General features: G+C 58.6%; 19 protein-coding genes. 11 read left to right on the top strand and 8 right to left on the bottom strand.

Features of this window, described 5'->3' with window-relative positions:
* Window positions 1-3 precede the first annotated feature (3 nt).
* Together ACLFKU_RS19340 and ACLFKU_RS19345 are read right to left on the bottom strand one after the other, a co-directional pair.
* Window positions 4-1,008 carry a DMT family transporter gene (locus ACLFKU_RS19340; RefSeq protein ID WP_410850201.1) on the bottom strand — a complete coding sequence of 335 codons (1,005 nt, stop codon included), beginning with the start codon at window positions 1,006-1,008 and terminating at the stop codon, window positions 4-6.
* 511 nt (window positions 1,009-1,519) lie between these two features.
* Window positions 1,520-2,464, bottom strand: coding sequence for a LysR family transcriptional regulator (locus ACLFKU_RS19345; protein WP_410850150.1), 945 nt, complete (start codon window positions 2,462-2,464; stop codon window positions 1,520-1,522).
* A 171-nt stretch (window positions 2,465-2,635) separates the two neighbouring features.
* On the opposite strand from ACLFKU_RS19345, the gene ACLFKU_RS19350 reads away from it, so the two are divergent.
* Entirely contained in the window at window positions 2,636-3,853 is a 1,218-nt protein-coding gene (locus ACLFKU_RS19350) for an FAD-dependent monooxygenase (protein WP_410850151.1), read from the top strand.
* A gap of 219 nt (window positions 3,854-4,072) precedes the next feature.
* Here the strand turns inward: ACLFKU_RS19350 and ACLFKU_RS19355 are convergent, their stop codons facing one another.
* A complete protein-coding gene (locus tag ACLFKU_RS19355) occupies window positions 4,073-4,405 on the bottom strand; it encodes a hypothetical protein (RefSeq protein WP_368583145.1) in 333 nt (110 codons plus the stop codon).
* 118 nt (window positions 4,406-4,523) lie between these two features.
* Window positions 4,524-4,697: a hypothetical protein gene (locus ACLFKU_RS19360; protein ID WP_410850152.1), complete on the bottom strand. Its 174-nt coding sequence runs from the start codon at window positions 4,695-4,697 to the stop codon at window positions 4,524-4,526.
* 40 nt (window positions 4,698-4,737) lie between these two features.
* Here ACLFKU_RS19360 and ACLFKU_RS19365 point away from each other — a divergent pair, with 40 nt between their 5' ends.
* Window positions 4,738-5,925 (top strand): TIGR03118 family protein, encoded by a 1,188-nt coding sequence (locus ACLFKU_RS19365; RefSeq protein ID WP_410850153.1) that lies wholly within the window; start codon window positions 4,738-4,740, stop codon window positions 5,923-5,925.
* Between the two features lie 54 nt (window positions 5,926-5,979).
* On the opposite strand, the gene ACLFKU_RS19370 is transcribed toward ACLFKU_RS19365, so the two are convergent.
* Entirely contained in the window at window positions 5,980-6,717 is a 738-nt protein-coding gene (locus ACLFKU_RS19370; RefSeq protein WP_410850154.1) for a transporter substrate-binding domain-containing protein, read from the bottom strand.
* 138 nt (window positions 6,718-6,855) lie between these two features.
* On the opposite strand from ACLFKU_RS19370, the gene ACLFKU_RS19375 reads away from it, so the two are divergent.
* The 5 genes from ACLFKU_RS19375 to ACLFKU_RS19395 all read left to right on the top strand — a co-directional run bounded on the left by ACLFKU_RS19375 (window position 6,856) and on the right by ACLFKU_RS19395 (window position 9,497).
* The gene (locus tag ACLFKU_RS19375; RefSeq protein WP_410850155.1) at window positions 6,856-7,437 is read left to right on the top strand and encodes an RNA polymerase sigma factor; all 582 of its coding nucleotides are present in this window, start codon (window positions 6,856-6,858) and stop codon (window positions 7,435-7,437) included.
* A gap of 12 nt (window positions 7,438-7,449) precedes the next feature.
* Entirely contained in the window at window positions 7,450-7,758 is a 309-nt protein-coding gene (locus ACLFKU_RS19380) for a hypothetical protein (RefSeq protein ID WP_176120997.1), read from the top strand.
* A gap of 2 nt (window positions 7,759-7,760) precedes the next feature.
* Window positions 7,761-8,057, top strand: coding sequence for a 4Fe-4S dicluster domain-containing protein (locus ACLFKU_RS19385; RefSeq protein ID WP_410850156.1), 297 nt, complete (start codon window positions 7,761-7,763; stop codon window positions 8,055-8,057).
* A gap of 22 nt (window positions 8,058-8,079) precedes the next feature.
* A complete protein-coding gene (locus tag ACLFKU_RS19390; RefSeq protein ID WP_410850157.1) occupies window positions 8,080-8,796 on the top strand; it encodes an O-methyltransferase in 717 nt (238 codons plus the stop codon).
* 284 nt (window positions 8,797-9,080) lie between these two features.
* A complete protein-coding gene (locus ACLFKU_RS19395) occupies window positions 9,081-9,497 on the top strand; it encodes a plastocyanin/azurin family copper-binding protein (protein WP_410850158.1) in 417 nt (138 codons plus the stop codon).
* Window positions 9,498-9,617: 120 nt separating this feature from the next.
* On the opposite strand, the gene ACLFKU_RS19400 is transcribed toward ACLFKU_RS19395, so the two are convergent.
* Window positions 9,618-11,036, bottom strand: a complete 1,419-nt coding sequence (locus ACLFKU_RS19400) for a UbiA family prenyltransferase (protein ID WP_410850159.1) — start codon at window positions 11,034-11,036, stop codon at window positions 9,618-9,620.
* An 843-nt stretch (window positions 11,037-11,879) separates the two neighbouring features.
* Between ACLFKU_RS19400 and ACLFKU_RS19405 the strand changes: the two genes are divergently transcribed.
* Complete coding sequence (locus ACLFKU_RS19405; RefSeq protein ID WP_410850160.1) at window positions 11,880-13,484, top strand: hypothetical protein; 1,605 nt, start codon at window positions 11,880-11,882, stop codon at window positions 13,482-13,484.
* Window positions 13,485-13,702: 218 nt separating this feature from the next.
* On the opposite strand, the gene ACLFKU_RS19410 is transcribed toward ACLFKU_RS19405, so the two are convergent.
* Entirely contained in the window at window positions 13,703-13,969 is a 267-nt protein-coding gene (locus ACLFKU_RS19410) for a hypothetical protein (RefSeq protein WP_410850161.1), read from the bottom strand.
* Between the two features lie 230 nt (window positions 13,970-14,199).
* On the opposite strand from ACLFKU_RS19410, the gene ACLFKU_RS19415 reads away from it, so the two are divergent.
* Both ACLFKU_RS19415 and ACLFKU_RS19420 read left to right on the top strand, forming a co-directional pair.
* Window positions 14,200-14,841 (top strand): glutathione S-transferase family protein, encoded by a 642-nt coding sequence (locus ACLFKU_RS19415; protein WP_410850162.1) that lies wholly within the window; start codon window positions 14,200-14,202, stop codon window positions 14,839-14,841.
* 350 nt (window positions 14,842-15,191) lie between these two features.
* Entirely contained in the window at window positions 15,192-15,545 is a 354-nt protein-coding gene (locus ACLFKU_RS19420) for a hypothetical protein (protein ID WP_410850163.1), read from the top strand.
* Window positions 15,546-15,581: 36 nt separating this feature from the next.
* On the opposite strand, the gene ACLFKU_RS19425 is transcribed toward ACLFKU_RS19420, so the two are convergent.
* A complete protein-coding gene (locus ACLFKU_RS19425; protein WP_410850164.1) occupies window positions 15,582-16,493 on the bottom strand; it encodes a CHAD domain-containing protein in 912 nt (303 codons plus the stop codon).
* 241 nt (window positions 16,494-16,734) lie between these two features.
* Here ACLFKU_RS19425 and ACLFKU_RS19430 point away from each other — a divergent pair, with 241 nt between their 5' ends.
* Complete coding sequence (locus ACLFKU_RS19430; protein ID WP_368583131.1) at window positions 16,735-17,103, top strand: NUDIX hydrolase; 369 nt, start codon at window positions 16,735-16,737, stop codon at window positions 17,101-17,103.
* The last annotated feature ends 45 nt before the right edge of the window (window positions 17,104-17,148 follow it).

A 17,148-nucleotide genomic window follows, 5' to 3' on the forward strand; every position in this document is an offset into this window, starting at 1 on the left:
AACTCAGCCTCGACCCTGAGAGCCCACTGCGACACCGCCCTTCGAATAGCCAGCGCCCTGTTGCGCCGAGCGCGTAACCAGCCAGATCCCCCCGCATACCAGCACCAGCGCGACGAGATTCTTCAATTCCATGATGTTCTCGTTCAGACAAATCGCGGACAGCACGGTACCGAACACCGGCACCAGGAAATTGAAAACGGTAACTTTGCCGACCTGGTTATATTTGAGCAGAAGACTCCACAACGTGAAGGCCGCTGCGGACAGCAACGCGAGGTAGGCCAGCAAGGCCATCGATCCCAGCGTGAACGCGTGCAAGGAACCATCGGTCGCGTACCCCGCCGCAAGCAGAACGACGCCGCCAAACCCGAGCTGATAACCCGTCATGACCATGACGTCCATGCTCTGCGAAATGCGCTTTCCGTAAATCGATGCAGCGGATAGCACGAATGCGGCAATCACGATAAAGCCTTCGCCAAGCAAGGTGAACGCAAATTCAAACAGCCCGTCGCCGAAATTGACGACCATCACGCCGACGAATCCGAGCAGGCATCCAAGCGCTTTGCGTGGCGAGACCTTATCGTTCTTATAGATGAAATGGGCAAGCAGCACGCTGAAGAAGGTCGTCGTCGAGTTCAGGATCGAACCGCGAACGCCGGTCGTGTAGGCGAGACCGATATAGAAGAAAACATATTGAATGGCCGTTTGCGTGAAGCCCAATAGCATCAGCTGTCCGCTATTGCGCCGATTCAATTCGAAAACAGGCTTCTTCGAAAAGGCAGCAAGAATCAACAACAACAGCCCTGCGAGCACGAACCGGTAGCCCGCGAAAATCAGCTTCGAAGGAATATCGTTTTGTGTGATTCCGAGTAACGCGTAGCCGATTTTAATTGCCGGGTATGAACTGCCCCAAAGCAGGCAGCATAGCGTCGCCACGATGACGAGCACTTTCGGTTGAGTGAAAAACCGCGCGGAATCGCGCGATCCTGTTATGGCTGAAGGCACGGACATTTTTCGAGTGATGTTGTCTTTGTGCACTGTGTGGGCAGGCAACAGCAGTGCTTTTTTATTGCGGTATCGCTTATTTGCTTTTCAGTGATACCGGATGAAGGCTTTGTGAAATTATACGCAAATGCAATTGTAATGTCAGGAAGGAGCGGCTGCGTCGCGTCTCCCCATGCGTCGCACGTCGACACAAAATACGGTCGCTAATACTCATCGTCCATTGCACGAAAGGCCACGGGCGACCGGACGTTACGCCGGCTGCTATGTCCGCATCACTGTGTCGGGCGATCTTCCGACCATACGCTGGCGAGTGGTGCGCACCTTCACACCTGCGGCGCAGGCGCCCGTGGGTCTGTTCATTCTGCGCCGATCGCGCGATGCCCGCTTGCGCGGTTTCACGCAGTCCGCACGCCGACTATCGATACGCGTGCGTGTCGCTCGACATAGAGATAAACCGATCAGGTTCATCGACGTTCGAGTATGCGCGAAGCTTCCGATCAACGCGTCCGAACGAAGCCTATTTCTTCTTCACGTCCCGCGCTCGCCTGCCACTCGTCGCCGTATCCGCGAACAGGTCGATCACGACTTCGCGCAGCCAGCGATTGCCTTCGTCCTGATGGACCCGTTCGTGCCACAGCAAATGGATCGGCGCGGCGGGCAGCGTCATCGGCAGCGCGCGCAGGCTGAGCGAGAACGGTGTGGCCAGCTCGAGTGCGAGGCGCTCGGGCACCGTGGCGATCAGGTCGGTACGTTGCAGGATGTAGCCCACGCTCATGAAGTGCGGCACCGTCAGGCGCACCTGACGCCGCACGCCGCGCCGTTTCAGCCACTCGTCCACCTGACCGTGGCCGGTGCCGGCCGACACCACCACCAGATGCTCGGCTTCGCGCCACGCGGAAAGCGTGAGCGGCGCGTCCTCGAGTGGGTGGCCGCGTCTGAACAGACAGACATAGCGCTGATCGAACAGACGCCGCTGATAGAAGCCACCCTTCAACTGCGGCAACAGTCCGATCGCCAGATCGACGCGGCCGTCGGCCATTTCGTTGCTCAGATTGACGCTCGTATTGCGGACCGTATTCATCGCGACGCCCGGCGCGACGCGCGACAGTCGTTCCAGCAATGCGGGCAAAAACACGACTTCGCCGATGTCGGTCATCCCGATCGTCATCGTTCGCATTGCGCGCAGCGGATCGAAGCCCGTCACCGGGTTGAGCGCGGCGTGCAAGGTGGCAAGCGCCTGCGAGACCGGTTCCGCGAGACGCAGCGCGAACGGGGTAGGCACCACACCGCCCGGCGCGCGCACGAACAGCGGATCACCCAGCAGGCGGCGCAACTTCGCGAGCGCATTGCTCACGCCCGGCTGGCTCATGTTCATTTGTTCCGCGACGCTCACCACGCGGCGCTCCTGCATCAGCCGCTGGAATAGCAGTAGCAGGTTGAGGTCGAGATCGCTCAGTTCCATGGCTTCGGCATGACTTAAGGTCATTCATTTGGGTGATGAAGGAGATTCATTTCATCTTATTGAGCAATGAAGGTCTAGTGCTGAAAATACCGACACGGTATCCGCATTGCGACGCGCCGAGCGCGCGCCGGAGCGACCCGAATCGATAACCCGCATATCGGAGACACAATCATGACCCGGATGGACCTGAGCATCGCGATCGTCGGCGCCGGCATCGGCGGCCTTACGCTGGCGCTCGCACTACGCGAGCATGGCATCGATGCGCAACTCTATGAGCAGACCGACGAGTTGCGCGAAGTGGGCGCGGCCGTCGCGCTGTCGGCCAACGCGACGCGCTTTTACGAGCGCATGGGACTACGCGCCGCGTTCGACGACGTGTGTGCCGAAGTACCCGGGCTCATCTATCGTGACGGCCGCAGCGGCAGCGTGATTGGCCATCATCGCGGCATGCCCAGCTATCGCGAGCAGTTCGGCGGCTCGTACTGGGGCGTTCATCGCGCCGATCTGCAGGCGGTGCTGTCGAAGGCGGTCGGTCTCGAGCACATCGAGCTCAGCCATCGGCTGGTCGATCTCGTGCAGCATCCCGATCGCGTGAGCCTCGCGTTCGACAACGGGCGGCGCATCGATGCCGATCTCGTGATCGGCGCCGACGGCGCCCGCTCGATCACGCGACGCTGGATGCTCGGCTACGACGACGCGCTGTATTCCGGTTGCTCGGGCTTTCGTGGCATCGTGCCGGCCGGGCGCATGGACCTGTTGCCCGATCCGGAAACGATCCAGTTCTGGGTTGGGCCCGGCGGCCATCTGCTGCACTATCCGATCGGCGACAAGGGTGATCAGAATTTCCTGCTAGTCGAGCGTCATCCGTCGCCGTGGCCGTCGCGCGACTGGGTCATGCCGTCGACCGAAGGCGAACAACTGCGCCTCTTCAAGGACTGGCATCCGGCTGTCGTGCAGATGATCACGGCGGTGCCGATCAGTCAGCGCTGGGGCCTGTTTCACCGTCCGCCGCTCGGCCGCTGGAGCAAGGGTCGAGTGACGCTGATCGGCGACGCCGCGCATGCGCTCGTGCCGCATCACGGCCAGGGCGCCAATCAGTCGATCGAAGATGCGGTGGTGCTGGCCGCGCAACTGGCCAAGGCAGGCCCAGGCAACTGGCGGGAAGCGCAGGAGGGCTACGAGCGTCTGCGCCGAGGCCGCACGCGCAAGGTGCAGTACGCGTCGATCAGTACCGCGGACGTGCTGCATCTGCCGGACGGCCCCGCCGCGCAGGAGCGCAACGCGCGGCTTGGGGCGCGCGATAGCATGCTGCATCACCTCGACTGGATTCACGACTTCGATGCGCTCGCGCAGGAGCCGAGCGAGCGGCAAGGGGGCACGTGGCTTTGAGGCTGTCTTTTAGGCTTCGATAGTGACGCGGTGGCCGCGTGCGACGGACATACGCTCATCCACCGCAACGAGTCTCAGGCAACGCGCAAGTTATCCGCTCTGCGGCTTCCAGATGCGAGCCGTAAATCCCGGCGTACACGCGTTGCCTTAAAACCCGAACAGCATTGGACCGCGTAGATCTGTCGTATCAGCTAGTCTCACGGTCATTTTTGCCAGCTGTTAATGGCCGGTAGCGGCCGGCGATACCACGCTCGGGGTCGCCAGCGTGTTGTTGCTCTTGGGCGCGGGGGTGGCCGACGTCGAGCCGGTGTCGTTGCTCGGCAGGCCCGAATTCGGCGCCTTGGCGCCCATGCCGCTGTCCGAGTTCGTGTTGCCTGGCATGCCGTAGCCGCCCGACGATGTGCCGTTCATCTGATTCGACGGACTCGCGGTGCTGCCTGCGTTTCCGGTCGAACCGCTGCCGCTCTGACCTCCGGCCATCTGCGCGAAAGCGCCGCCCGACAGCGAGAGTGCGGCGACGGCCGCGACGAGTGTGATGGTTGCCTTGCTCATGATCCGCCCCTCCTTGATTGGACTGGAAGATAGACGCAGACGGTTGTCGCCTGCGCTACAGGAATGTCGCAATCAGCGTGCCGCGTGCTTTCGTACGCGCCGAATCGACGCTTGAATTTCACGCAATGACGGCTCGATCCAAGTTTTTGGCCGCACGCATGGAATAGTCACGCCCCGTATTCGTTGCGTACCAATCGCTTTTGTCTCGACGAATTCGACCATTGCGATCGCACCAGATCTGCCGCGAAATCAGCCGCTCCGCCGGAATAAACCCCATGCCGTGCCCGTTCATTGAGCGTTAGGTCCTTTGGGGCACAACAAGGAGTGCGGTCATGAAGTCTCTACTGGCTATATTCGGCGTCGTTGCATGCGGCGCGGCCGTCGCGACTCTGGTGTCATGCGGCGGCGGGGGCGGCGGTAGCTCGAATTCGAGCAGCACGAGCCCGCCCGTCCAGTCGTCGTTCACAGCGACGGCGCTCGTATCCGATGGCGCGGTGCCGGCCGCACACACCGACGCAAATCTGAAAAACCCTTGGGGCGTCGCGTTCAATCCCAAAGGTTTCGCCTGGGTCGCGGACAATGGCACCAATGTCGCGACGCTCTATGACGGTAATGGCGTGCCGCAATCGCTGGTCGTCACGATACCCGACGGCAAGAACGGCTCGGCATCGCCGACGGGCATCGTTTTCAACGGAACACAAAGCTTCCTCGTCACGGAAAACGGTAAGTCCGGAGTCGCTGCGTTCATCTTCACGGGCGAAGGCGGCACCATCACCGCTTGGGCGCCCGCCGTCGGGCCGACTAATGCGTTCGTCATGTACGACGATGGCGCCGGTGGTGCCGTCTATAAGGGCCTCGCGCTTGCCGCAATGAACAACGGCAACTTTCTCTACGCGACGGACTTCCATAACAACAAGATCGACGTCTTCGATAGCTCGTTCACGAAGGTCTCGATGCCCGGCGCCTTCACGGACCCGGCGATGCCAGCGGGCTTCGCGCCGTTCGGCATTCAGGCGATCGGTTCGAATCTGTTCGTCACATACGCGATGCAAGACGCAGCCAAACACGATGATGTCGCGGGCGCGGGGCTCGGCATGGTCGATGTGTACGACACCGCGGGCAATCTGAAGCAACGCTTCGCGACAGGCGGTCCGTTGAATGCGCCGTGGGGCATTGCGCAGGCGCCCGCGAGTTTCGGCTCGATGAGCGGCGCGATCATAATCGGCAATTTCGGCGACGGCATGATCAATGCGTTCAACGCATCGACCGGCCAGTCGATGGGACCGATCAGTGGACCGAACAACAGCCCGATCGTCGAACACGGCGTGTGGGGCATCGGGTTCGGCAACGACCTCAGCAATCAGCCTTCCAGCACCCTCTTCTTCGCGGCGGGTCCGAATGACGAAGCCGATGGCGTCTACGGAAGAATCGATCTGAATGCGACAACGTCGAACTCGGGCACGACCGGGGGCACGGGGACGGGCACAAGCGCGGGCGGAGGGATGAGCGTTGGAATGTAGTGCCACGCGCGCAATACACTGGCGCCGCTCTTGATGCGGGAGCGGCGGGATTCTTTATCCTCGACCCGCGAGAACGGGATCGATCTCGTTGTGTGTCAGGCCGAATGCGGCCATGCGGACCCGATGGTCCGGTGAGCCCAGATATGAACGAAGTGCCTGGTTTACCGCCCGGATCAGATCGACGTTACTTCTTTTGAACGAGAATGCCCCGAGCGGCGGCTTCTGCTGCTGGCCCTTGGTTGCCGGTTCGTGCTCGACGGCCTCCAGCATCGAGCCTCCGATCCGGTTCGCCACGATCCGATTCCCCAAGGCCGTGCTCGCATATGCATCGATGGCGCCGGAGAGCACCGCTTCGATAGCACCGGCTTGATGCTCGAAGACGGTAATCTGATCCTCGCTGACGCCAGATGCTCTCGCCGAGTCGTGCTGAACCTGTCCGGCTATGACGCCAAGGCGCGCGTCAGCGCGTTTGGCGAGTGACGCGTAGCTGTCGAGCGCTTTCGGGTTTCCAGTCCGAACCAGAAAACCGTCTGCGATTCCCCATACGGGGACGCTGAACGCGACCCTATCGGCGCGTTCACGCGTGACGAATAGCGGAACGTTCATATCCCACCTGCCAGCTTCGACGCCGGGTAGGAGTTCGCTAAACGATGTCGGACGATGCTCGATCCGGGTGACACCGATCGCCCGAAGCACCGTGTCGGCAAGAGCGATGTCAGCGCCTGTGGCGGTACCATCTGTTTCCGTCCAACCGAACGGGGGTTCTTCGATGTACGCAATCGTGACCTTCATCGCTGGGTCTCCCACTTCTTGCGGTTACGCAATGGTCGCAAACCTGTTACGCATTGCATCGCGTGAATCGGCAGTTTCTCAGGGAAAAAATTTTCGCGCTCGCCACAATATTCGCGCTGCTGAAACGTCTTCAGGCGCATGGAACCGCCACCCACCTCGCACCCGATGACCGACCGAGACAGCGACATCACCGCGACCGTGGTGCGTGAGCGCACGAGGCTCGTCAATTTTATCCGGCGTAGGATCCGCGACCCGGACGATGCCGAGGACATCCTGCAGGATGTGTTTCACGAATTCGTGCAGGCTTACCGGCTTCCCGCTCCAATCGAACAGGCGAGCGCGTGGCTTTTTCGCGCGGCGCGCAATCGCATCATCGATCGTTTTCGCAAGAAGAAAGAGCAACCGCTGGCGGAGTTGTCGGAGGCGGAGGACGACGCCAGCGGTGAATATCGCCTCGACCTCGCGCTACCGGCGCACGATGCAGGTCCCGAAGCCCTCTACGCTCGCGCTGTATTGCTCAAGGCTCTGCAGGATGCGCTCGATGAATTGCCGCCGAATCAACGTGAGGTATTCATCGCGCACGAACTGGAGGGGCGGTCCTTCAAAGACATGGTGGCGGAAAGCGGCGTCGCGCTCAACACGCTGCTCGCGCGCAAGCGCTACGCGGTCTTGCATCTGCGCGCCCGACTGCAGGCCATTTACGACGAACTGGATATTTAGAGGAGTCGACGGATGAAGTTTCGAATCAGATGCGTGGGTAAAGCGCTGCTCGTGGTGGTCGCCATAGCCGTGCTCGGGTTGGTGGTCATGACGCTATGGAACTGGGTGATGCCGGCGCTATTCGTGGGCGCCCGCGCGATCGATTTCGCGCATGCGTTGGGCTTGCTGGTTTTGAGCCGCATCCTGTTTGGCGGATTCCGCGGACATGGCGGCTGGCGCGGACGGCGTCACTGGCGAAAATGGGAAGCGATGACGCCAGAAGAGCGCGAGCATTTCCAGGCGGCCTGGCGATCGGGCCGCGACCGGCGCGACGGAGATTGAACATGCGCGAGGAATCGACGGTCGACTGCAAACAGCAGCCGGGCGTGATTGCGCCGGTCGTCGACCTGAAGCGTTGCGAAGGCAAGGGCGATTGCCTGGAGGTTTGCCCCGAGAATGTATTCGAGGTCCGGCGCATCGATGACATCGACTATCTCTGCCTCGACTGGATGCATCGCCTCAAGCTACGCGTGCATGGAATGAAAGTCGCCTATACACCGAACGCACAGGCCTGCCGGTCGTGCGGTCTATGTGTGGCGGCGTGCCCTGAAGGCGCAATCAAGCTCGCCAGAACGGCATAGCGGTACACGTCAAGGAGCGCATATGGCTTCATCAACCACAGATCTTCTGCGACGGCTTCACGAACAGAGTCAGACAGAGGTGATAGCGCACGCACGCGCGCAATTCCGGGGATCGAGTGAGGAGTTTCTGACTCTGTCGGAGGATTATGAAACCCTCGCGCCGCGACTCCGTGGACGATTTCTCGAAACGCTCGGACTATCCAGCGAAGATTTCGAATCGTCGCAAGGCACGCCTTTATCGTTAGCAGTGTCGGCGGAAACGGGAAGGTTTTTACGCAACATGGTGCTTTCGCACAAACCAGTTCGGATCCTCGAACTGGGCAGTTCCTGCGGCGTGTCCACGCTGTATTTCGCCGAGGCTCTTCGCAAGTTAGGCAGTGGCATGGTTGTCGCGACTGAACTCGATGCTGGCAAGTGCGCACAACTTCGGGCCCATGTCGGAATGGCGGGCGTAGACGCTTATGTCGACGTGCGGGAGGGCGATGTGTTCGAGACCGTTGCCGGACTGGACGGTACTTTCGACATGGTGTTCATCGACGTATGGGCCGACAGCTATCTGAATCTGTTCAAGCGGATCGAGCGCCTGCTGCGGCCGGGGTCGATCGTTCTCGCCGACAATATGTACACAGCCGAGGACGCCGTTCGGCCATACAAGCGCTACCTCGACGACGATTCGCGCTTTTCGACCACGACGTTGAACTTTGAATCGGGGGTCGAATTTACCGTTGTCGTGTCTTAGGCAGACTTCGGTTCATGTGCTTGAACGAAAAGGCATGCAGGCGAAAACGCTCTTTCCCGGCGCGGAAAGGGCTTTGCCGGGTATTCCGCGGACGCCATACTCAAACACACGCCAGCGGGCTTACGGAATAAGCCTCCCACCGCACACGTTTACTGCACGTATCGCGCAATGCACAAAGCGCTCATGCCATCGCACAGGCAGGGGTATCTGCTTGTCCGATGAATTGGCCGCGGCAATCGTTCGGCGTCGGGCACGCGCGATATATCGCTGAAAAGGAGGGCGCCATGTATGCCACTTACAGAATCACCATCCTCGCAGGTGTGTTCGTGCTCGGGATGACATCGCATGCAAGCTGGGCGGAGCAAACCGTTGACGCAACATTGCTATCGGACTCGATCCAGCTCGGGACGCACACCGTCAAGGCGGGTCGCATCACGCTTGAAGTCAAGAATGCTGCGGGCAACAACATGGAACACGAACTCGTCGTGCTCAAGACAGATCTCTCGGACAATGCACTCCCCGTCAGCAAAGGACAGGTGCTGGAGCGCAGGCTGAATAAGATCGGGGAAGTCGAAGACATCGCGCCGGGCAAGAGCAAGCGCGTGTCCTTCAAGCTTGCGCCTGGCCACTACGCGTTAATCTGCAATAAGGCGGGACACTATGCGGCGGGAATGCACACGGCGCTTGTCGTCACGCCGTAGAGCATGCTTACTCATGAGCGAGCCACCGCAAACGTGTTCGCCTTCATTAGGTGACAGCCGCTTCGGACCCGTGGTTCTGTGCATATATGGCTGGGCGCAGAATAAAGAGCCAGCGTTTGATCAAATCGCAAAAAGGACTGCGGCCACGCAAAGTATCATGATGACCAGGCTAGCACGGTTCCTGAACGCATACACGATCGGGTCGTCATGCATCTGTCCTCGGAACGCTACCATCCAGACGCGGCTGATCCAGTACAGCACGAGAACAAAGAAGATCCAAAGCCTGTGGGGATGACGATACAACCCCGTGACGGCGTCAGAACTCATGTAGAGCGCAAGAACGAGCACCGCCACATAGCCCGCTGCGGGTCCAAACGAGCGCACGATGCTCATGTCCGCCGTGAGATAGCCTCGGCCAGACGTGGAGTCCTTACCCTCCCGCTGCATTTTGTCGAGTTCGGTATAGCGCTTCACCAGCGCGAGACTGAGGAATATCATCACCGAGAACATGATTAGCCAGTCTGACGGCACGACATCGACCGCCGCGCCCCCAGCCACGATGCGGGTGGTATAGAGCGCAGCCAGCGTGAAGACATCCACGAGCATCACCCGCTTCAGGTGGAACGAATAAGCGAGCGTCATCGCGACGTAACACGCCAGCACGAGCTGAAACGACGGCGGCAGGAAAACCGCCGCGAGGCTCGCCGACGCCAGCAACAGGACGAACAACATGCCAATGCCGCAAACCAGCGGCAACTCGCCTGAGGCAAACGGACGCTTGCACTTGCGACTATGGCGCCTGTCCGCGTCGAGATCGAGCATGTCATTCAATATATATACCGAAGACGCACATAAACAGAACGAAAGAAATGCGATGCCGGAAACCTTCAGTGCGTCGAAGTTCGTGAAGCGATGCGACGCAAGAAGCGGCACGAAGATCAGCAGATTTTTCACCCACTGATAGACGCGCATTTCCCGTACGGTCAGTCTGAAGAGAGACCGTTTGTTATCGAAGATGACCGTGGTTTGATTCACCTTCCGCGCGGCCGACTGAATGCTCTTTCCTCCAACGACGATCGCCGTGCGCGCCTGCTTCCACACCGGCAGATCGGCTCGCGCGTTTCCGCAATAGTCGAACCCTTGTACGCCAAACTCGGCCGTCAAAGCCGACGCCTTGTTCGTGCCTGTCAGATTGATCGACTCGTTACTCGCCATCACCCCTTTGAAGAATCCGAGGTGACACGCGATCTGTTCGGCAAACCGTCGATTCCCTGCAGTGCAGAGATAGAGGTCGCGGCCGGACGCGCTCTCTTTCTTCAGGAAGTCGATCAGGCGTCGGTTGTATGGCAGGAGTGACACGTCGATTGCGGCCCGCTCGGCTATCTGCGCTTTCAGATAACCCTTTCCATGCAGCATCCATTCCAAACAATAAAGCAGATAGAGCGGATTTCGTTTGACGAGGGCGAGAAACGACTCGATCAGAAGATCGCTGTACGTCAGTGACCCGTCCAGGTCAACACAAAGTGGAATGGCAGCCATGGTGACCTCGATGGACCTGAATCTGCATCAACCTTCCTAATTTTGAGCAATGCAAAGCCGCGCGACCCATTTCTGCGTCGTCGTCCGCTCGGTCGGGTTCTCAACTTTCATGGCGTTGTAGAGGAGTCGCGGGCCAAATCGTCGGCTCTGCCAGCCACGAAGATCTACTGATTCCAGTGAATTTTTCGATTTGAGAAGCGCAACTCCGCCTGGAACCCGGCATGCTGCAGTGAAGGGCGGGCGAATGCTCCCTGCATGAAGATCGTGATCGTCATGCACTCGACCGTTGTCTGATCGCATCGACCTGTCGATAGCGTTAGCACGACAGATTCGTGCGCGGACAATGAAGCCAATCACAGGCTATCGCCTGCTCGCTGCGCCGCAGCGAAACGTTAGAACCTGCAGCGAGCATAGACCCGCCGGCTCTAAGCGTTGTGACAGGGGCCTGGAATGTGGTGATATTGGCCGATAACGTGGAACACACTCCACGTGCGGGTGCACGCCTCGACTTCGAGCGACCACCATCGATCTTCGTTACTTGTGCGGCGCTCAGACAGCAGGAAAGTGCCTTGGCTGTTCGCGCAATGCGAGCTTGTGCAGCGCCATACAAGTGCCCATAATCGGCATTGTTCGACATCGCTATCGTTTCTCTTCTACTTCGTTCATCCCAACCCCGGCCTTTTGTGTTGTCGTGGGCATGCTTCGACGCTCAGAGTGGTGACCTTGGTAGAGGGCGAGCATGCGTCGACGAACGAGGGTCTCCATCAACCAGAGAAGGCCCGTATTTCCACGATGACGAAAGACGCCATTCAGCGTGTGAACTCCACGCGGAGATCGATGAGGATGCAAGCCGCCCTCGAACGTGTGAACTGGACGCAGCTGTGCGACCAGATTCTCATCTTCGTATTCGGCTCGTCACTATACGCAGCTATCCTCTACAACTTCGACATCAATAGCGGCGTGCTGGCAGGAATCTGGGCCTTTGCCATCGTTGTAGCCGTAGTCATATACGGCTATGTTTCCCGTTTCGAATGGCGCACCACGATCGTTACGATACTATTCATCGCGGTGGTGTTGTTTGCGTTCGGATTCCTGCGAGAATTCAGTTTCGACGGCTTGAACTACCACGTCGCGACACCGCTATCGATAGACCACACCCTCAACGGCATTGCCGATACCGATGCATTGGGCGGAAGCTTCTGGGCCGAACACTACCCCAAAGCATTTGAGTATTTTGCGTACACGGCCAAGGTTCTGGCGTCACGATTCAATAGTGGAAAGTCATTTACGCTATTGCTCAGTGTTCCTGCCTGCGTTGCTCTAATGCGTTTGCTCCAGTCGGCGGGAATATCTGCCAGAGCTTCGCTGATTGCCTCGGCTTGCTGCGTTTATAACCCGGTAGTGCTCGGACAGGTGACGAGTTTCTATGTCGACGCTGCACATTACTTCTGCTGGGTCATCTTTTCTGTCCATTTGCTTTTCGCGCTCAAGCATAGGCCTTATTCCAGAGTTCAACTAGGTATCGCACTCGTGCTTCTGATCGGCTCCAAGCTGACAGGGCCCGCCTTCGCCGCCATCTCGATTGCGGTTCTCTTCACTGCGGCGTTTATTGGCGGCGAAAAGAGACGCTTTCTGACTCAGAGCCGCGGAGTTATCGGACAGCTGGCCATCTGGTCTCTTGTCGCTGTCGCGGTGATCGGCTATTCACCGTACGTGGAGAACATAGTCGCTGGAAAACACATTTTCTACCCCGTGCTGGGCAGCGACAAGGTCGATATCATCGGTGGAAAAGTGTCAGCAGACTTTCTTGCGATGGATCCTTTGCAGAGGATTTTCCTGTCGTATTTCTCGCTGCCGCTGGATTGCAGACCGTGTGAGAACGCGGAGCCTACCTTTGTCCCGTCATACACCCACTTGCGCGACGCGTTTATCGCACTGCATACGACTGCTTCACGTTTCGGAGCATTTGGGCCCTTCTTCGGAGTTATGTTTATTGCATGCATCGCTTCTTTGTTCTGGAGGAAGAGAGGCGGCGGTGAAATTGTGAAGATATTTCTTCTCGCAACGTTGGCGAGCGTCCTGCTACATCCGCAAGCGTGGTGGGCCCGCTACGTCCCGATGTTTTATTTGGTCCCATTTCTGGTCATTGCGGGATTTTCATCCGCTCGAAAGCCATTTCATATAGTAGTCGCCTTCGGCATAGCGAACTCGCTCCTCGCTGCGGCAAGCGTTACGGGCTACCTGTTGCTGAAGGAGTCGCACTACAAAAACCAGGTGGCTGCGGTGCGCACGATGTGCGGTGAAGAACCAGTATTGCTGGCATCTTCGGAGATGAATTGGGAAGCGGATTTGCGCGACGACCGTCTAGTTGTTATCGCGGCGGGAAGGCATCCGGCCGATTCGGGTTGTCCCGTTAACTTCGACGAGATGATGGTCATGAAGAAGTAGGCTATTTGAGCCCCAAACGCTGCCTTACTAACTTATGCAACTCAGGAAGAGCTTTCCGGCGCACGAAGGATTCCGGGTCCTCGATGTCGATTTCGTGAAGAGTCTGATCGGGCCCGGCTACGGGGACTGAAATCGGCACCCCGGACCTTGCGTTGTGCGGCGGTATCCAGGTTCCTACTAATCTGCCTTTTTGGCTGATGACCGAGATTTTCGACATTTCAGCTCCAGTCCTGGATATTCAGATTGTGCGGAACCGGACGCGGACCGGGATTTGTGATCGTAATCGTATAATTCAGACCGCTATTAGTCGCGATCACGCCCTGATTGACGGTCACAAGCACGTCGCTGCCAATCACATCGTCGATGATATTTGGCGCTTGCACAACGACACCTCCGTCGAAGCCGCCGCCGATTGCCGTGGTCCAGGTGATCGTTTGCTCTGGCTCCAAAGTAAAAAGCCCGCCTACTGAACGATATTGAGCCATGGTGTTAGGGCCTCCAATGCTCGTTTTGCGGATATGCAAAGATCATAGTTCATTCCAGCGGCAATAGATGTCGAACGCTCGCGCCTGGCCGGGCTGAGTCCGATGCCGTCCGATTCAGCCTGCCCGCGGGGCTTCTTTGCCAATCGGATCTAGGGCTCTACAATCCAATCGCATTTCAACAAAGCAAGAGAAATTCACTCCTACGGCATTCTTCAAGCGAACAAACGCGCATGAAGCTCTATTTCAGCCGCAACTACAATCCACGTCTGGCCGTTGCCGTGGCGCGCTATTTGAACTCGCCGGTCGAGTATGAATTCGCTTTTCCGTTCTCGCCCGGCGAGCGCGAAAAGTTCATCAAGCTCAATCCAAACCTGAGCGTTCCCATTCTTGTCGAAGGGGAGGCGACGCTGTGGGAAGCGGACGCGATCGCCTGCCGGCTTTCGCGCCTCGCCGGGTCAGACTTCTGGCCGACCGGCGACGCCATGCCGGACCTGATCCGCTGGATCAGTTGGGGCTACTGGAATTTCGTGCGTGCCTGCGATCAGGTTCATTTCGAACGGGTGACGAAGCATCGTTACGGCCTCGGTCCGGTCCGGCGCGACGTGGTGGAGGCGGGGCTGAGCGAATTCGCGTCGTCGGCTGCGATTCTGGAGCGGCATCTGGCGGCCAGGGATTGGCTCGTCGGCGATGAAGTCACCTATGCCGATTTCCGCCTCGCATGCGTACTCCCGTTCGCCGAACTCGCCGGCCTGCCGCTTGCCGATTTTTCACGCGTGGAAGCGTGGCACGCGCGGCTCATGGAGATTCCCGCCTGGAAGGATCTATTCGCCGGGCTCGACGCGCCTGAACTGCCCCCGGTCGAGTCGTCTTGACAGGACGCTGTCGTCCGCGGCATCGAACGCAATGTTCGTATTGTCATCAGCTGGGGCTGTTGCCTTTTAGTCTCGCGTGTCGGTGGATTGCGTTTGGCTCTTCGCGGGTAGTGTCCATCTGGATCGAAAGGAAGTCCGTGGAAGCGCGTTGGGCTACATAGCGACACGCAGACCAGCACATTAACGTTTCTTAGTTGAGTTTAGATAAATTAGCTTTTCTCATTCCGGCGTTGCCCGCACACTTGCGACATCCGACTTTTCATGTCCCCGATCCGACGCCGCAATTGATCTGATCCAGTGGACGATCCCGTCGACCCGTCTTTGCACCTATGCAAGGTGAGGAGGCCGTCATGGCTATCTATACCGGGAAGTTTGCCAGGTTCTATAGCGCAATTCATCATCGCCGTGAACCGGTCATCTACGCATCCACGATAGATGCCAGCAATAGACTGGCACTCTTTGCAGCGCTTGCTGAAAATCCGTCGTCGGCAGACGAGCTTGCAGACATAACCAAAACAGAAGTCTGTTGCGTGCGCGAGTGGTTGGCCGACTTCGCCGCTTCTGACTATCTCCAGTACGATGCCGCTAGCGAGCGGTACTGGATGACCGAACAGCAGGCATATGCGCTCGCCGACAAACCCGGCAATGCCTACATCAAAGACGCGTTTGCAGTGTGGCGCAAATCGCAGCTATTCGGGAGATGACGCAAAGCGATCGTCAACGAACTGATTGGGCCCGTCTCAGCTAGAGATAGCTCGTACCTGTTGCGATGCCGCCTGCATCCGTTGTAACTTCTGTTTTTCCAACCATTGCAGCGATTCCTGCACGACCTCGGGCGGAACTTCATTAAAGGACGCGTTGCGAATCAGCGCTTCGCTTGCGGCAATGTCGTTGAACTGCCCCAGCTTGTTCTGCACGGATGTCAGTTCCTTGATGGTGCGACCGTGTCCGCCTTTGATAACCGGTTGAAAAAACTCCAGCAGGTACCTCAGTTTTTTGCCTGCTTTTCTGACATCGTGGAGATCCTCCTCGTGGGTTTCCACGCTAAGTGCAGCGCGTTTGCTGCGCTTTTGAAGTGCGCGCTGCGCTAAACGGACCCGCTTTTCGGCGAACGCCCGAATGGGTAGACCGTCGCAGCGCGACAGCAGTGTGGTTTGCGCGCGAAGCAGGGCATCGTTCAGGAACGCTTCGACATCGTCGCTTTTGATCATCGTTTGACTATGCACTACCGCCTGCGCTCGCCTCTCGCGCGCCGCGGCCACCAGCGGTTCGATCGAGGCGCCGGACTGCTGGGCGGCTTTCAACAGATCGCCTGCTATGTCCCAGTCACGCGTTCCGCCTGCGACGGCCGCAAGACGCTTGAATTCTTCTGTGGCTCGAGCGGTCGATTCGTCTCCGAGGTACGGGGAGTACGCCCAGTACAAAGCCCGAAGCTTTCTGAAAGCAACGCGAAGCTGATGAAACCCTTCTGCGTCGCTCTGCGTGGATAGCTCTTTTGCCCTTTGCACGGCTTCAGCCACCACCGGCGTCGCGAGCGAGGAGAAGGTACTGGCAATGGAACTGGTTTTGGACAGTGATGAACCGGCCGTCCGACGGTTGACCTTGAAGAGCGCATTCGGCCGTGGCAAGGACCAGTCACCATCCATATCCATTGCAGCCTCGAGTCGGAAAAAAATATACTGCCGAGACCTTACCACAGGGAGCTTCGACCGCCGCGATTGTGACGCGCTGATGACAGGCTTTGACGTGCCGCGCGTTCACAGTCCTCGCTTCGAAAACATCACCGCATTCTGCGGTTCTGTATTAGCATGCTCAACTATGTCTGATAACGCCCGATACGCCGCCGCGTCGTGAGCGTCTTGAGAGCATCCAGGGCATAAGTGGGAGTTCGGTTTGAAGAAGCGCGCCACCGTGATCTGTCGCAGAGGTAAGCGAATCCTTCTGGTCGCACGTAGTGCATCAAAGTGGGCTTTGCCGGGCGGGATTCTCAAGCGCGGCGAGCACCGCACCGACGCCGCACTTCGGGAACTCAAGGAAGAAACACAACTCTCCGGGAAGTCGGCGAAGCACCTATTCGACTTCCGCGGCAAGCAGAAGCACCATCACGTGTTTTTCTGCGAAATTCCAAATCGCGCCAAAGCTCGCCCGAGTAACGAAATATCCAGGTGTCGCTGGTTTCACCTGGATGATATTCCTCGCCTCGTGACCAGCGGGCCGACAACCGATATCGTGAAGCTGATGAATCAGCGGCGCAGGAAGTAGCCCTGCCGGCAGTCAGGCGAGCGAGACCGGCGCACCGGCCTCGCT

Origin of the sequence: Paraburkholderia sp. EG304 (assembly GCF_046543485.1) — a bacterium.
Lineage (GTDB): Bacteria > Pseudomonadota > Gammaproteobacteria > Burkholderiales > Burkholderiaceae > Paraburkholderia > Paraburkholderia youngii.

What these genes read in the sequence shown, in the direction of transcription:
- ACLFKU_RS19365 (WP_410850153.1), top strand. Translation starts at nt 4,738, where the DNA reads ATGAAGTCTCTACTGGCTATATTCGGCGTCGTTGCATGCGGCGCGGCC.
- ACLFKU_RS19405 (WP_410850160.1), top strand. Translation starts at nt 11,880, where the DNA reads ATGCAAGCCGCCCTCGAACGTGTGAACTGGACGCAGCTGTGCGACCAG.
- ACLFKU_RS19415 (WP_410850162.1), top strand. Translation starts at nt 14,200, where the DNA reads ATGAAGCTCTATTTCAGCCGCAACTACAATCCACGTCTGGCCGTTGCC.
- ACLFKU_RS19375 (WP_410850155.1), top strand. Translation starts at nt 6,856, where the DNA reads ATGGAACCGCCACCCACCTCGCACCCGATGACCGACCGAGACAGCGAC.
- ACLFKU_RS19380 (WP_176120997.1), top strand. Translation starts at nt 7,450, where the DNA reads ATGAAGTTTCGAATCAGATGCGTGGGTAAAGCGCTGCTCGTGGTGGTC.
- ACLFKU_RS19355 (WP_368583145.1), bottom strand. Translation starts at nt 4,405, where the DNA reads ATGAGCAAGGCAACCATCACACTCGTCGCGGCCGTCGCCGCACTCTCG.
- ACLFKU_RS19410 (WP_410850161.1), bottom strand. Translation starts at nt 13,969, where the DNA reads ATGGCTCAATATCGTTCAGTAGGCGGGCTTTTTACTTTGGAGCCAGAG.
- ACLFKU_RS19395 (WP_410850158.1), top strand. Translation starts at nt 9,081, where the DNA reads ATGTATGCCACTTACAGAATCACCATCCTCGCAGGTGTGTTCGTGCTC.
- ACLFKU_RS19370 (WP_410850154.1), bottom strand. Translation starts at nt 6,717, where the DNA reads ATGAAGGTCACGATTGCGTACATCGAAGAACCCCCGTTCGGTTGGACG.
- ACLFKU_RS19385 (WP_410850156.1), top strand. Translation starts at nt 7,761, where the DNA reads ATGCGCGAGGAATCGACGGTCGACTGCAAACAGCAGCCGGGCGTGATT.
- ACLFKU_RS19420 (WP_410850163.1), top strand. Translation starts at nt 15,192, where the DNA reads ATGGCTATCTATACCGGGAAGTTTGCCAGGTTCTATAGCGCAATTCAT.
- ACLFKU_RS19350 (WP_410850151.1), top strand. Translation starts at nt 2,636, where the DNA reads ATGACCCGGATGGACCTGAGCATCGCGATCGTCGGCGCCGGCATCGGC.
- ACLFKU_RS19400 (WP_410850159.1), bottom strand. Translation starts at nt 11,036, where the DNA reads ATGGCTGCCATTCCACTTTGTGTTGACCTGGACGGGTCACTGACGTAC.
- ACLFKU_RS19390 (WP_410850157.1), top strand. Translation starts at nt 8,080, where the DNA reads ATGGCTTCATCAACCACAGATCTTCTGCGACGGCTTCACGAACAGAGT.
- ACLFKU_RS19425 (WP_410850164.1), bottom strand. Translation starts at nt 16,493, where the DNA reads ATGGATATGGATGGTGACTGGTCCTTGCCACGGCCGAATGCGCTCTTC.
- ACLFKU_RS19345 (WP_410850150.1), bottom strand. Translation starts at nt 2,464, where the DNA reads ATGGAACTGAGCGATCTCGACCTCAACCTGCTACTGCTATTCCAGCGG.
- ACLFKU_RS19340 (WP_410850201.1), bottom strand. Translation starts at nt 1,008, where the DNA reads ATGTCCGTGCCTTCAGCCATAACAGGATCGCGCGATTCCGCGCGGTTT.
- ACLFKU_RS19360 (WP_410850152.1), bottom strand. Translation starts at nt 4,697, where the DNA reads ATGAACGGGCACGGCATGGGGTTTATTCCGGCGGAGCGGCTGATTTCG.